We start from the raw sequence: 14,895 nt of genomic DNA on the forward strand, positions 1-14,895 counted from the left end.
CGCGAATTCAGATCGAGTGGCGTCCGTCGCCGTCGGCTCCCTCAACAGCCGCAGGGGCCTATTGAGCACGGAGGGCGCTGATTGTGACGAGGGAAAGCCCACCAGCCATCGCAAGTCCGACGGCTGGATTGCCACCTTCACCAAAGCCGACCACCAGCGAGTAGACGGCAAACATCATCGAGATCGCGATAAGCATGTGCTTGCACTGTCCAAGGGTCAATTTCACGTTCATCCCATCGAATAGAACTGATTTTCAAGCCCCATCATGAAGGCCGCGCTCCAAATCCCGCCGCCCGAGGCGACTGCGAGGATGCGAATCTGCCACATTCAGGACTGGTACTCAGTCCTGCGGCCCCCCGCGTGATACAGCCGTCTTCCGACCTCTTCGCCCACTTTCTGAGCAACTCCTCCGCCAGCGACGATGGCTCCGACAATCGCGAGGATTGGAACAGCTCGCTTCTGCCGAGACGTGGGCTCCCCAGTCCGAAACATGTCCGTATCCTCCGACGAAGGCGCCTGTCTGGACCCGGCATACAAGGCCTCCGAGGGAAGGGCCATCGCACCAGTGGAACCCGTGAATGGCAGAGCTCCGATGACGATGGGGGCGGTTACCGTCTTGACGCTGATTCGGTGTAACGCGTCCAGGGGTCTCCTTCGCTCATGCGGGCCCATTTGGGTCCGCCTCCAACGTAGTAATGACCGTTTCAGAATAAATCAGTCTTGATGTGTATATTTTAGTGGCCCACTCTAGGGTAAGTTCGGCCGACCACTACAGGAATCGTCTACCTGACGCCCCCTCTACGCGCTGTCCAGAGCTGCACGCTAGGCCATCGCCGGAGGGCGACGCAGTTGCAGCTGCAGTTTCGAGTACATCGTCGATGAGGGTCCATGAACGCTGACGCAACTACCCCAGCAGGAAGCTCTCCAAGATGTCTACGAGGACCTGCGGATCGCGGCCACGCTGGAGCCAGCCCACTGGCGTGACCCGGACGCCATCCACAAGCGTGAGTCGCTGTGGTGTGCCCATGAACCCCCGAATCGTCGCCGGATGCATTCCAGCGGGAAACGCCGCAATCACGGTCACGAGCCCGGGCAGGACTGAAGCTGTCGGGTCATCGGAGAACTGCCATGTCGGGTACCGCATCTCGTCCTGTGCGGTGAACGCGTAGAGCTGACCCTCAGCTGTCCGCCGTCGAACCTCCGCCAGTTCGAGTCCGAGCCGTTTGGCCACCTGGTTTGACGTCAAAGATGCGTCGATCGTGTCTTCGCGTGCTTTGCGCTCGCGTGCTTCGAGGTCGCCTCGCGCGACTCTCGCTGAGACCTCTGCGAGTCGTTCGGCCGTAAAAGCACCGGATTCAGTGAGGAATGCGATCTGTTCGTCAGAGAGCGCCCCGTCGCGAGAGGCTGGCCGGTCAGTCATGGAAGCCTCCATCGATGGGAGTGGCCGGCGTGCAGAGACGGCAGCGGATTACCACTGGAGGCGGCTGTCAAGAGCATCGCGGACAACCTGCGGGTCGCCCCCGTTGCGCAGCCAGTCTGGGGGAATCCCAGGCTGACCGTCGACACGAACATCCTCCTGCGGTGAGGTCATGAAGCCCAGAATAGTCCGGGGGCATGACAGCAGGGGTTGCGGGATGCATTGGGCCAGCCCCGGCTGAACAGGCTGCAGTGGGTTGTCAGTGAACGGCCATGTCGGGTAGTGCCGCTGCCCGTCGGAGACAACTGCGAATAGATCTCGTGTGCGCAGGCGCGATCGATCTCGTCACTATCTACGCCGAGCCGCCTCGCGACTTCTTCGATGCTCAGTGAGCGATTGACCGCATTTTGGCTGATTAGGTGTTCGATTTCATGAGCTCATCTGCGGCGATCGCTCCGGGGCTGAAGCGGACGTCGATCCGTTCAGCGAACAGCCTTAGTCATTCGCATTGGGCGCGAGCGTCATGGCAGGGCAATGGGCATTGATGGGAGTCGCGACTTCACGGCCTGACGCCTATTCGGCTGAGGGGGATGGGTAGAGATGTTGAACGTCAGCCGCCCAAAGTGACTCAGGGCTCGGTCCTCGCGGAGCCAAGTAGGGGAGAGGTGCATGTTCGACACCGGTCGCGTCGAATCCTGTGCGTCGGCTTGGGCTGGACGGGTCGGGCTCTGGCTAGCTTCATCCCGCTGCAAGCCTTACTCCGTTGGCGCCCTGGCGTGGTCACTCTTCCTCGCCGATTGCTGCACCCTTTGCCGTGCCGCCACGACGTACCGTATCGGTTCGTCCTCAGCCGGTTCCTTCAGCGGGACGAGAGGGGCAGAACCGACCTTGCGTTCAGTGATCGTAGTCGCGCACGTATCGAAGGTGTCCGCCGATGAAGGTCCCCCGAGTCCTATCCCTGACTTGACAGGTCATTGAGCGCGGAACCTCTTATCGCGCGGGGGTTGAATCTGCTGCACGTCGGGCATCCGGTACCTGAGGCTCGGTTGCTCACCGTAGCCTGCCATCGATGATTCCTTGCACAGACCCATTTGGCGCGGTATCCACTGTTCGGAGTAACCTCGATGGGCTTTCGGTCGTTCGCGCCATCGCGCGCATCCCACTCAGCGGCGAGTCTCGGGTTTATGGTACCAAGATCGTTGAAGCCCGCATGCACCCGCCGGTTGGAGCAGGTGGGACATCCACTGTTGCCGATTGCGCGGCTCTGCACCGTTGCTTCCCATTCGTGTCCGAGCGGGCAGACCCATGATGCGCGATATCCGGATCCGATGGTGACCTCGTGGCTGTTTCGGGAGTTTCCGCTGCCCCATTCGTGCGCGAGAGCAGGGCGAAGGGTGGAAAGATCATTGAAACCGCGCAGCACCCTTTTGCCCGCGCAATACGGGCATCCGCGCCCTCCGGCTCTGTTGAGTATGGTGGACTTCCACGTGTGGCCGCAGTTCGCTCCCTTCCACCAGACGAGCTTGCCGGAACCGGGGCCCAGCGTTGCCGGTGACAGAGCGAATGGATTCTTGTCATAGTCCCATTCGGCGGCAAGATCGGGACGGATGGTCGCAATATCCGTTCGTTCCGGGACTGCGCGACGACCTGTGCAGTACGGGCAGCGTGTCCCTTTCCTTGTTCGCTGGTTAATGTACGTGCGCCACCGATGACCGTCCCGGCATCTCCAGGAGGCCGTTCGCGTCGCGGTGGCGCTGACGTGGCTAGGGTCGCCGACGTTCGCCCTTGGGGTGGTGTCCCACTCGGCGGCGATGTCTGGGTAGAGAGTCATCAGGTCTGTTTGCCCCGGCCACACTGCCATCGACGCGCAGCACGGACAGTTACACCTGGTACGCCCGCGAGTGTCGGGAATGGCTTGCCAGGAGTGCCCGTGATTGCATACCCACCATGCTTTCGCGGTGACTTTGTGTGAGCCCCAAGGGTCGCGAGTGCGAGGGTTCTTTTCCCAGTCCCATTCCGACACTGCCTGCGGGTGTCTTAGTATCCAAGTTGGATAAGGTGCGGTGAGATCAAAGATGGCTTGGGCATCGACGAAGTCGAGTGGAACGTTCAAAGGCTCGAGCCGGGTCTCGACAGACCTGCGGCGGCTGGGGCGTAGCCAGAGTACGATTCGTTCGATGAGCACGTCGCATGGCTCATGGATTTCGGACAACGATCCCGCGATTACGGTACGGAGCGTTTCGGGAGATGTGTGCCGCCAGAGCGTGAGCGTTTCTGGGTTGGATAGTGCATCGAGGACGACAACAGTCTCGGGGTAGTGTTCCGCACGCCCGTGAAGCTCTCGGGTGCTATCACGGCGGCCGAGAGATGTGCTCCATTCGAACCCCCTTGACAGGGTGGCGTTGTCGCGAACCATTGCCCAGGCGTCCGTGTGTAGTCGAACGTCAATGCGGCCGGCGGAAGTAAGTGCGCGAAAGCGGACTTCAGCGGCCATTTGCGCATGGTCGAAGGGGATGATTTGCTGAGTCGCGGGCGTCGTTCCTGCCCCGACCCAGACCAGTTGGCCTGGATGGCGCAGACACCAATTTTCTCGGTCGTGCGAGATTTGCGTAACCACATCGCCAGCGCTACAGAGCCTGCATAGGAATCTGTCTGGGTAGGTTTGATCCGGGTCGGGCTGTGCGAGTCGTCGAAGACGCTCGTAGTGTCCGGTTGGGCGCCCCGCGGCCGACTCGATGATCGGTGCGATTCTGAGGTCGTTCTGCCATACCCGGCTGGCGTATCTCTGCTCCTTCGAGGTCAATCCGAGCGCCACGATGTCGAGAGGGAGCCCCGCGGCTTGGCATTGCCGGGTGGCATACGATCGTAGTGACTCGAACCGGTGCCACTTCGGTCGCGTGGCCCATGCTTGATCGGAGCTCATGCCGCGTCGTACAGGTCGTCGAGCCTCACACGATGGCGTATGGGTGTTGAGAGCCGCAGGTTTTCTAGGACCGCGAAGAGGCGCGTACGGTCGACCTTCTCGTCTGTACGATCGGGATCATCGAGGATCTCTGCGACGAGGCGTTCGACGATGAGAGCCAAGACTGCGAGTTGTCCGTCGCTGACGGTATGAAGCGCTCGAGCATTGCGGGTGAGGATGCCGCGCGCGTGGTCACACAGAGGCAGATTTCGGTCGAAGATGGCGGTCCATCTCAGCCATAACTCCATGCCAGGGGCGTCTCGAATATCTACCTTGCGGAGTTCGACGACGTCACATCGCATTGTCACTTGGCTTGCGTCTCCGCCTCCGAAAGCTCGACCGCCCAGTAGGTCGATTCCAACAAGCAGCACAGTTGCGGATGACTCGTTCTGCAACGCCTTGATGATGCTGGATGGCTCACTGCCGCCGAGCTTGTGCGCTTCATCGATGATCAGGAGCTTCGTAGCGTGGCGCTGAAGTAACTCTAACGCCATCTTTCGGAGGCGATCCGTTGTGATCGCACGCGAGATTTCGATGGTCGGGCACAGGAATTCTACGATCTGAGCGAGGAGTGCCTTTCCCGTGGAATGTTCGGTCATTTCGAGCCACACGACAGGAACGTGTCCGTCGCGCATGTAGTCGGGGTATTGTCCGGCGTGATGGTTCTCGACGGACCGCGCGAGGAGCATCGCGAGCTCGGTCTTCCCGTAGAACATCGGTCCGGAGATCATCAGGCCGCGGCGCGAGTTCTGCCGTCGTGGATTCGACCCGATGAGACGACGGAGGATTCGAGCGCACCGCACTTGTTCGGGCGTTTCTACTCGCAGCTTCAGGCGGACGTAGTCCTCGCGGACTTGATCGAACAGTTCACGCTCAGTCGGCTCCAGAGCCCTGTACTGCGCGAACGAGAGCCTCGGTGGCTCTGGCGGGTCGGCGTTGAGTGCTTCCCGAAGTCCCGGCAGGGTCGTCTTGCGGTTGTGGTGGAAGATGGCGGGGCGAAGGTTCATGTGTTCAGATCCCTAAGCGTCACGATGTCGTACTCGGGAGAGTCCCAGTCAATGTCATCGATGGAAATCGGCGGTGCTGGGGCATTGAGTTTGATCGGTGCGGGTGCTGGCTCCGTGATGGACAGCTTGCCCTCCAGCGCCATCCGATCTGTCTCGATCTGAGAGGTGTTGCGGGAGGTTGGGGGATGTCTCCGCTCCCGCTTTTCCACGTCGTCGATGAACTGGATCTGCCTTGCTCTCGTGATCGATCCTTCGGAGCCGAAGGTCTCCGTCAGGCGCACCTCTGCTTCCGCCGCCATCCACGCCGCGGCGTGTTCGAGGGCGGTGTCCCAGCATTCGATCCATGTCCGGGTCTCGGGGTGTTGAACCCAGATACATGCGGGGTTGTACGGATCGAAGCTGACTGGGAACTTTCGAGCGTGTTTGGATCCTGGAGCTGCCCCGGTCAACGATCGGTTGCGCAAATCACTGAGCAGGGGTGAGTCGTATCTGCGGTTATGGAGTTCGATTCCACTGTCGCTGATGATTCGCCGCTCGGTGGGAAGCAGCGAGAAGTACTCCTCGCGTCCGAACGGTACTTGCACCCCCGGCCCCAATTGGAACAAGACCGAATACATCTGATTTGGCGTCCATCGACGAGCTGGGTCCCTCGATGATTTGAGGCCACCGTGTGCCGTATCAAGATAGATCTTGGTCACCCATACGTCGAAGGCGATGCGCAGCGAGTCGAGGGTCATTGTCGGCGTGTCGCGCCGGCCTCTGTTTGCGACGGAGTTGCCTGTTGATCCCTTGAGCCATGTGGCGAACGTGGAGGATACCGTGCCAAAGAAGCGCTCCACGTGGGGCTTCGATGTCGGGTCGCCCGGTGCGACCGGGACCATTGTGATTCCAAAGCTGCAGCACGCATTCGCGAAGACAGACGAGCGGAAGTCTGCACCAGCGTCCAGGGTTATCGATTGTGGGAATATCCATGGAACAGCGAGAGAGTCGTCATCAAGATAGGCGTTCACCTCCTTCATCAGCGTGATCGGCAACGTCGCGGAGGCTGACAGCAATGCAGCATCCGAGCCTGGGATGGCCTTCCTTCCCACAATGGCGCGAGCGAGCAGCAACGCATGATCGAAACCATTCGGAGCGTCGGCGTGGATGGCCCAGGCGATGGGAACGCGACTTGCAACGTCGAGCAGCACGGTCAGCGTGGGACGGAGCACAGTGCCGTTCTCGCCCCACACCTGAACATCGAGGGTTGTCGAATCGATCTCGCAACGCTCGCCTAGCTGACTCGCATCGCCAGAGTTGAACTGGCGGTCTGGGCTGTTAGCCGCGGTACGACGTGTCGTCCCCTTGTCGAAGCCGTATCTCCCGGCATCCCGCTCGTTGATGTAACCCATCAACGTGGTGGGAGCGATGTCGCACACTTGGTCTCCGGGGTACCTCTTCTGAAGCTCAATTGTCAGCAAGGCGGCGAAATGAGTGCGGCTGGACGTGGCAAGGTCTCGTCGAGTGTCGAGGATGCTGTCGATGACCTCCACCACGCGAGGATCGATTTTTGAGGCGACAAGCCGCTGAGAGCGACGGCGGTGCATGCGCGCGTCAAGCCCGCCCATACCGTCCGACTGGTAGGCCTTCCAGAGCTCGAAAAGCGCCTTGCGAGACCTCTGCAGCGACGTCCCGGAAAGTTCAGCGATCTTTGCGGCGATACGTCGCTCCTGGGTTGTCGTCGATGCATCGAATTGCGGCCGTGGCCCTGTCGCGGTATCGCCCATCGGGACACCTCGGAAGGCCTCGAGCAGATGAGATTCCATGTCTCGCACGTCTCGCGGCCAGTCACTCCCTTCCGGGCGGAGAGCAGAGGCGGAAGAGCGTCGTGCGGTACCCGCATGGCGCAACAGCTCCCGCACCGACATGACAATCCAGTCGTCCGGGGAGTCCCGAAGTCGTAGCTTGGCCTCCGTACCGCGACGAATGCTCTCCAGCACCCAGGTCTTTCCATCGATTGTGACGGTGTCGCCGAAGTGCAGCGAGTTGGCCTTAGACATTGGCTCGTTCCGATTGAACGATGGCCGATGTCGTATAAACAGTTGCGCTGCTAATCACTGCAGTGAGATCAACCTGAAGCAACCGCCGCCATGCGAGGTTGTCCACCCATGCACACGCCAGTGCCGGCAGAGATGGCGATGCGACATGGCAGAGCTCATCACGTGATCGCCCGGCGAGAGCGGCGTTGAGTATCTGTTCCTCGATCGCGGCGGTGGGCCTGCAGCGCTCATGCCTCGATGCCGATAGACAGTTCAGATTCCTGGTCGCTCTGACGTTCCGGCCGGCGAGGACCTGATAGTGCCACCCGAGCCGGCGGCAGACCTCTGCGGTTTCACCGAACTGAAGCTCCGCCTCGGCGTCCACACGATCGGGGTGCTTCGTATCAAACAGGGCATAACTGCCGTCCTCCAAGATACCGAAGTGGTCTGGGACATGAGAATGACCAGATAGCTGGGAGTCGATCCCGAAGTTTATGCTCATGGGTTGAGACCACAATCGCTCAACCTGTCCTCCGTAATCCAGCCAGAGGACCTGCCAGCGCTCCTCTTGGGACTCGCACCAAATGTGCGTCCCAGTCCGCTGCCAGTAATACAGGGCGGGCGTCAAAGAACCGGCGACTCCGAGTGAGGATCGCACTGGCTGAGGGTCAACCTCGGCCCAATCGCGGGCACCGAGTGCAAGGTCTGCTACGGCCCACTCGTCACCTACGGAGTGACCCCGCGCCGTCTCGGCGCCTCTGCGAGAGACCCACTGCAGTTCAGTCTGCGTGAGCGCTCGACGCGGACTGATTTTTTTGGCGGAAGACCTTGGTTTCATGCTGCCTCCGGTGGGTCGTCACTTTGGCAACAACGTGGCCCCTCGAAGATCCTCCTGTTAGAACGCGGATGCGCAGGTCAACCGAGCGGCGTTTCGTGACACTGAGTGTCATTGAGCCGCCAGGAGTGTCATGAACCTAGAGCGTGTGTCATTGATCACCGATTCCGACAGGCGTGGAGCCGCTCCGCCCGCTTCATCGGCTCACGAGTTCGAGATTCATGACAGAAATAGTGACACACAGCTGCCTGGAGTGCGCTTCAGGCTGGAGTCATGAACACACAGAACGACACCCCGACCATCATCCTCATCGCCGGCCACTGGCTGGGCGCCTGGGCCTGGGACGACGTCATCGACCATCTCGACCCCGACCGCTCGCGCGCCGTCGCGATCACCCTGCCCGGCCTCGACGACGCCGATCCCGACCGGTCCAGCAGGACCCTCGACGACCAAGTGGCCGCGATCACGGAGGTCCTCGCCCGGCGGGACGTCTCCGCGGACGACCCAGCGGTCATCGTCGCGCACAGCGGCGCCAACGCGCCCGTCAGCCTGCTCCTCGACCGGCATCCGGAGCTCGTCCGCCGGGTGGTCTGGGTGGACTCCGGCCCGCTGGCGTCCGGAACGGTCTTCGCGCCGGACCTCCCGGACGACGTGGACGAGCTTCCGCTCCCGGCCTTCGACGTCCTCGCCCAGCAGGCGAGCCTCGACGGCTTGAGCGCCGAGGTCCTCGACCGGTTCCGCGCCCGGGCGGTCCCCGAGCCGGGGTCCGTCCTCCGACAGGCTGTCGAGCTGACCAACGAGGCCCGCGCCGCCGTCCCGACCACCCTGGTGTGCTGTTCGATCCCGAGCGCGCAAGTGCTGGACCTGGCCCGAGGCGGACACCCCATGTTCGCCGAGGTCGCGGGGCTCGAGACGGTCGAGGTCGTCGACCTCCCGACAGGTCACTGGCCGATGTGGAGCCGTGCCGGCGAGCTCGCGGAGGTGATCCGCTCAGCGGCGCTCACCCCGCGACCGAACGGTCGAGACCGATCTGACGCTGGAACCCGCCGCGTCGCCTAGCGGACGCCCGCCTCGGCTTCGGCCAATGCCCGCACCTCGGCGACCTCGCGGATCTCGTCGGCCCCGATGTTCGCCCCGAAGAGCTCGTGTCCGGGTTCGAGGACGACGCCCGCGCGCAACGGTCCGATCTCGACGGGGTCGAACCCGAGGGCGTCGACCACGGCCGAGGCGGCTGCCCGGTCCGCGGGGGCGTCGCCGGCGATCGCGATACCCTTGCGGCCCGGCGTGCCGGCCGGACGCGGCTCCCCGTCGAGGTCGTGGTACCCCATGTGGTTGAACGCCTTCACGACCCGTGACTCCGGCAGGAAGGCGGCGACCAGCTCGCTCGTCGAGGTCTCCGGCGCGCTGAGGTCGTCGCGATGTCCGTCGACCTCCCACCAGTAGTTCATGGCGTCGATGACGAGCTTGCCGCGCAGCTCGTCGACGGGCACCGACCGGTGCTTGCCGAGGGGCAGCGCGAGGATGACGAGGTCGGCCTGGGCCGCTGCCTCGGCGGCGGTCGTGGCGACGGCACCCGGAGCGAGGACGTCGATCGTCAGGGCGATCCGGGCGGCGTCGCGTGATCCGCTGATGAGCACCCGGTATCCGGCGGCGACCGCGAGTCGTCCCAGGACCGTGCCGACCTTGCCGGCGCCGAGGATGCCGATGGTGATGCCCTGCGACGGAGTCGGCTCGTCGGCGGATCGGTCGGTTCCGGAAGCGGTGTCGGACATGGGTCTCCTTCGTGGACGGTGCGGCCGCACGCGGTCGCCTGGGTCAACCGGGGGTCGTCCGTCGCTATTCCGACACCGATCGCGCGGGCCGCGCAACCCCTCCTGCCCGATCGCCCACTCGACGTACCGTTGCCGCATGACTGACGCAGAACAGACCGATGCAACGACCCCTGACGCCACGACCTCCGGAGCACCCGAGACGATCGGCGCCACCGAGGAGACCCTCGGAGCCCGGGGCGACGACAGCTCGACGAGCGCGAGCAAGGACCCCGAGGACTGGGTCACCGGAGACGAGCCGATGACCGGCCCGCAGCGCAGCTACCTCGACACCCTGGCGCGCGAGGCCGGCGAGGAGCTCCCCGCCGACCTGACGAAGGCGCAGGCCTCCGAGCACATCGACCGGCTGCAGAACGCCACCGGTCGCGGTCAGTCCGGATCCTGAGCGCCGCCGCCACCGTGACCGATCCCAGGACGGCACAGCTCCATCACGAGGTGGTCGTCATCGGTGGCGGCAACGCCGGTCTCTCCGTCGCCGGGAGGCTCCGGCGATACGGCGTGGATGACGTCGCGGTCATCGAACCGCGGGAGCACCACCGGTACCAGCCGATGTTCTCGCACGTCGCCGGAGGGACCGCGTCCGCGTCGGTCGCCACGAGGCCACAGCACGCCGTGACGCCGAAGGGCGTGACCTGGATCCAGGATCGGGTCCGGTCCATCGACCCGGTCGCGAAGACGGTGACGCTCGAATCCGGCACCGCCGTCGAGTACGACCAGCTCATCGTCGCTCCGGGCATCCAGCAGGACTGGGACGCCGTGCCCGGACTCACCGAGGCGATGGCGTCGCCGGTGGGGATCTCCAACTACACGTTCGAGTACGCGCAGAAGGCCTCGCGGGTGCTCCGGTCGGTCCGCTCCGGTACCGTCGTGTTCACGCAGCCCGCCGGCCCCGCGAGCTGCTCGGGTGCCGCACAGAAGCCGATGTACCTCGCGTGCGACTACTGGCGGCAGACGGGCGTCCTCGACGACATCCGTGTGGTGCTCGTCGTGCCCACACCCACGATGTTCGGCATGCCGATGATCGACGCCGAACTCGACCGCAAGGTCGCCGAGTACGGCATCGAGGTGCGGTTCTCGCGCGAGCTCGTCGCGGTGGATCCGGAGCGGAGCGTGGTGGCCATCGCGCAGACCGACCCGCAGGACGGGCCGGATCGCGGGCAGGACGGCGTGACGGGCGGACTCCGGGAGGAGATCCCCTACGACGTCCTCCACGCCGTGCCGCCGCAGTCCGCACCCGACTGGCTCGCGGCCACGGCGCTCGCCGATCCCGGCAACCCTGGTGGGTTCGTCGAGGTCGACTCGCTGACCCTGCGGCATCCGCGCTTCCCCGACGTCTGGGCGCTCGGCGACGCCGCCGCGGTGATGAGCTCGAAGTCCGGCGGTGCCCTCCGGCAACAGACGAAGACCCTCGCGAAGAACCTCGTCGCCGTGCGGTCCGGCCAGGAGCCGAGCACCGTCTACAACGGCTACTCGGTGTGCCCGTTCACGGTCTCCCGCGGGACGGTGGTGTTCGCCGAGTTCGACGACCGCTACCGCCCGAAGCCCTCGATCCCGTTCTGGAACGGACTCGCGAAGGAGCGTCGGTTCACGTTCATCGCCGACCGCTACGTCCTGCCCTGGGTGTACTGGAACCTCATCCTGCAGGGGCGGGCGTGAGCGTCCGCAACCGCACGCCGAAGGTCGTCCCCGCCACCGGCACGCGGTAGCGCTCGGGCAGGGCCGGGCCGCACGACGAGCTGCCGAGGCCCTGCTGGGCGTGGTCGAGGTTGAGCCATACGCGGCCGGAGTCTCGGAGGTCCTGCGGGTGGCGGGCCTCCTCGAGCGCTTCGCTCGTCCACCGTCGGGCGGTGAAGTCGAAGCCGGTGTCCTGCAGCTGCTCGGCTCGCAGGGTCGGCAGGCCGTCGCCGGTGAGTTCCACCCACCGCGTCCCGACGTGGTTGCCGTTCTCCTCGGGCACCGGGTAGTCGGTCTGGAGCCCGTCGACACTGCTCGTGAAGCGACCGACGCGCGCCGCGGCGAGGCTGTCGACGTACGACTCGCCGGGGCCGCGACCGAACCACGTCGCATCCGTGTAGCTGCCCGGTAGTCCGAGTCGGAGGCCCAGGCGCGGCAACGTCAGCACGTGATCGCCGATGGGGGTGTGCTCCCAGATCCCCTCGGGGACGACGGTGACCGACAGGTCCAGGGCGCCACCCCCGTCGGTCCAGTCGAACGTCCAGCGCAGGCCGAGCCCGTGCGCGGCCGGGGCGCTGCGGCCGGAGACCCGCAGGCCGCCGCCCTGCCCGTCGTCGATCCGCTCGACGGCGTCGGTCCGGTGGAGGAAGCGGTCGAGTCCCGTGAGCTTCCAACTGGCTGCGGCCGTGTTCCGCGGCCCCTGGCCCCGGTCGTTCTCGGTGGGTGCGCGCATGATGTCGAAGACGGGGCCGTCCAACTCCAGGTCGCCGAGCGCGCGGAGCCGGCCGGTGCGGGCGTCGAAGGAGCCTGCGCCGAGGGTGATGCGGTGGCCCGGCGTGCGATCGGCGCGAGCGAGGGGTCTGCGCGCCGCGGCCGGCACGGGAACGGTGACGCCGGTCGGATCCGCCGGTCGGTCGGCATGGATCTGCGCCTGCCCGAACGCGACCTCGTGTCCCGCTGCCGCCCACGGCTCGTCGGCCGCCAGGACCGCCCGCACGGTGAGCCAACGCTCGACGGGTGCGCCGGAGACCGGATCGACGTCGACGGTGGTCGGTGCGACGAGCGCACCGGTCGGCAGGTCGACGGTCGTCTCCCTCCGGGCACCCACCGCAGGCATCTCCAGTTCACCGGACGCGACCGCGATACCGTCGTCCTCCATGACCCATCGCAGCGCGAGGTGGTCGAGCGACCGCACGTCGTACTTGTTGCGCACCGTCAGCGTGCCCCCGGCCCGTCGTCCACAACTCCTGCAGACTGCACCGATCGCCGTGTCCGCCTGCCGCGAGTCGGGGCCCGTCCTCCGGCTCGCGCCGCACGAGCAGGAGTTGTGGACGTCGAGGAGGAGCTCGACCGGACTGATCGCGGCGTGCAGCTCGGCGAGGCCGGGGAGGGCGTGCGGTCGGCGAAGACGAGTCCGTCGAGGCAGTAGCGTCCGCCGTTCGGTCGGAAGGCGACATCGCCACCGTGCATGACGAACTCGTTCCCGGCGGCGTCGGTGCTGCGGAAGCCGTGGTCGATCCACTCCCAGACGAAGCCGCCGCAGAACCGGTCGGAGGACTCGAGGATCCGCTGGTAGTCGACGAGCGACCCCGGGCCGTTGCCCATCGCGTGCGCGTACTCGCAGAGCAGGAACGGGAGCCTCCGCCGACGCACGTCATCCGGCGACCCCGCCACGACGCCCGCGGGGGTCGGTTCCTCGCGACGGCCGATGGCCTCGAGCAGCTCCTGGTCGGGGTACATGAGGCTCGAGAAGTCCGAGTTCCGGTAGGACGGGTCGCGCTCGTACATGATCGGCCGGGACGGGTCGCGCTCGCGGATCCACTGCTCCAGCACGTCGAAGTTCTCGCCGACCCAGCTCTCGTTCGCCATCGACCACACGACGATCGACGGGTGGTTCTTGTCTCGCTCGACCATCCGCTGGACACGGTCGAGCATCGCGTCGCGCCAGACCGGCTCCGTCGGCGGATTGCCGGCCCAGTCGGTGTAGATGAAGCCGTGGGTCTCGAGGTCGCACTCCTCGACCACCCACAGCCCCAGCTCGTCGCAGAGGCGGAGGAAGTCGGGGTGGGGCGGGTAGTGGCTCGTGCGCACGGCGTTGAGGTTGTGCCGCTTCATGAGCAGGATGTCCTGCCGCATGGTCTCCGTGTCGAGCGAACGGCCGCGGTCCTGGTCGTGCTCGTGCCGGTTGACCCCGCGGAACAGCACCGGGACGCCGTTCACGAGGAAGCGTCCGTCCTCGATGGAGACGGTGCGGAACCCGATGCGCAGCTCGACGGTCTCGCCGGCCACGGGCGTCTCGTCGGTCGGTCGCGGCCTGAGGTGCGCCGTGTAGAGGCGCGGTACCTCGGCGCTCCAGGGCTCGACCGGCAGAGCGGTCGCGGTGCCGGTGGGGAGGTCGCGGATGCCGAGCTCGGGGACGTCGACGAGGCCGGGGACGTCGGTGTCGACACGCAGGACGCCGATGCCGTCGCGGTGGTCGTAGCTCGCGCGGACCCGGACATCGTCGATCGCGCCGGCCGGGCGTTCCAGGAGGTCGACGTCGCGGAAGATCCCCGGCAACCACCACATGTCCTGGTCCTCCAGGTAGGTGCCGCTCGACCACCGGTGCACCCGCACGGCGAGGACGTTCTCACCGGAGACGAGGTGCTCCCCGACGTCGTACTCCACCGGGAGCCGGCTGCCCTTGCTGTGGCCGAGGAGCACGCCGTTCAACCACACGGTCCCGCAGGAGTCGACACCTTGGAAGCGCAGCACCGTGTCAGAGCGTCGCCAGTCCTCCGGCAGGGTGAAGGTACGGCGGTAGTCACCCGTCGGGTTCTCCTCGGGCATGCGAGGCGGGTCGATCGGGATCGGGAACGCGGTGTTCGTGTACAGCGGCTGCCCGTGGCCCTCGAGGACCCAGTGCGCGGGCACCCTGATGCGGTCCCAGGAGGAGTCGTCGAGCGACGGATCGCCGAAGGTGTCGCCCGTCCCGTCGGCCGTGGGCGAGAGCGTGAACGCCCAGTCGCCGTCGAGGGACAGCCGACGCGCGTCGCTCAGTTCGTCGGCCCGGGGTCGCCGCCGCCCGGTCCCCGGGATCGGATCTTCGACCCACGACGCTGCGAGCCCTGCCGAGTCGTTCATCGTCGTGCAACCTTCATCGTCGTGCAACCT

11 protein-coding genes are annotated in these 14,895 nt (G+C 65.3%); 3 read left to right on the forward strand and 8 right to left on the reverse strand.

The window, feature by feature from the left end:
• Window positions 1-58 precede the first annotated feature (58 nt).
• From ACZZZB_RS12255 to ACZZZB_RS12275, 5 genes are all read right to left on the reverse strand, one after another.
• Window positions 59-196, reverse strand: coding sequence for a hypothetical protein (locus tag ACZZZB_RS12255; protein WP_463529816.1), 138 nt, complete (start codon window positions 194-196; stop codon window positions 59-61).
• A 708-nt stretch (window positions 197-904) separates the two neighbouring features.
• A complete protein-coding gene (locus ACZZZB_RS12260; RefSeq protein ID WP_463529817.1) occupies window positions 905-1,420 on the reverse strand; it encodes a hypothetical protein in 516 nt (171 codons plus the stop codon).
• Window positions 1,421-2,369: 949 nt separating this feature from the next.
• Window positions 2,370-4,340: a zinc-ribbon domain-containing protein gene (locus tag ACZZZB_RS12265; protein ID WP_463529818.1), complete on the reverse strand. Its 1,971-nt coding sequence runs from the start codon at window positions 4,338-4,340 to the stop codon at window positions 2,370-2,372.
• Window positions 4,337-5,386 carry a TniB family NTP-binding protein gene (locus ACZZZB_RS12270; RefSeq protein WP_463529819.1) on the reverse strand — a complete coding sequence of 350 codons (1,050 nt, stop codon included), beginning with the start codon at window positions 5,384-5,386 and terminating at the stop codon, window positions 4,337-4,339. Before ACZZZB_RS12270 ends, ACZZZB_RS12265 begins: the two co-directional genes overlap by 4 nt.
• Complete coding sequence (locus tag ACZZZB_RS12275) at window positions 5,383-7,425, reverse strand: Mu transposase C-terminal domain-containing protein (RefSeq protein WP_463529820.1); 2,043 nt, start codon at window positions 7,423-7,425, stop codon at window positions 5,383-5,385. Before ACZZZB_RS12275 ends, ACZZZB_RS12270 begins: the two co-directional genes overlap by 4 nt.
• A gap of 1,087 nt (window positions 7,426-8,512) precedes the next feature.
• Between ACZZZB_RS12275 and ACZZZB_RS12280 the strand changes: the two genes are divergently transcribed.
• Window positions 8,513-9,298, forward strand: a complete 786-nt coding sequence (locus ACZZZB_RS12280; RefSeq protein WP_191941989.1) for an alpha/beta fold hydrolase — start codon at window positions 8,513-8,515, stop codon at window positions 9,296-9,298.
• Here the strand turns inward: ACZZZB_RS12280 and ACZZZB_RS12285 are convergent.
• Window positions 9,295-10,011, reverse strand: coding sequence for an NADPH-dependent F420 reductase (locus tag ACZZZB_RS12285; protein ID WP_137244162.1), 717 nt, complete (start codon window positions 10,009-10,011; stop codon window positions 9,295-9,297). The two genes, ACZZZB_RS12280 and ACZZZB_RS12285, sit on opposite strands and share 4 nt — an antisense overlap.
• A gap of 136 nt (window positions 10,012-10,147) precedes the next feature.
• On the opposite strand from ACZZZB_RS12285, the gene ACZZZB_RS12290 reads away from it, so the two are divergent.
• Both ACZZZB_RS12290 and ACZZZB_RS12295 read left to right on the forward strand, forming a co-directional pair.
• Complete coding sequence (locus tag ACZZZB_RS12290) at window positions 10,148-10,453, forward strand: DUF3072 domain-containing protein (RefSeq protein WP_079706423.1); 306 nt, start codon at window positions 10,148-10,150, stop codon at window positions 10,451-10,453.
• Window positions 10,454-10,467: 14 nt separating this feature from the next.
• On the forward strand, window positions 10,468-11,724 hold the full coding sequence (locus ACZZZB_RS12295; RefSeq protein ID WP_463529821.1) for an NAD(P)/FAD-dependent oxidoreductase: 1,257 nt from the start codon (window positions 10,468-10,470) through the stop codon (window positions 11,722-11,724).
• Here the strand turns inward: ACZZZB_RS12295 and ACZZZB_RS12300 are convergent.
• Together ACZZZB_RS12300 and ACZZZB_RS12305 are read right to left on the reverse strand one after the other, a co-directional pair.
• Window positions 11,702-12,955, reverse strand: a complete 1,254-nt coding sequence (locus ACZZZB_RS12300; protein ID WP_463529822.1) for a beta-galactosidase small subunit-related protein — start codon at window positions 12,953-12,955, stop codon at window positions 11,702-11,704. The two genes, ACZZZB_RS12295 and ACZZZB_RS12300, sit on opposite strands and share 23 nt — an antisense overlap.
• A 2-nt stretch (window positions 12,956-12,957) precedes the next feature.
• On the reverse strand, window positions 12,958-14,865 hold the full coding sequence (locus ACZZZB_RS12305) for a glycoside hydrolase family 2 TIM barrel-domain containing protein (RefSeq protein WP_463529823.1): 1,908 nt from the start codon (window positions 14,863-14,865) through the stop codon (window positions 12,958-12,960).
• Window positions 14,866-14,895: the final 30 nt, after the last annotated feature.

The sequence above is a fragment of the Plantibacter sp. AC185 genome, assembly GCF_979258065.1.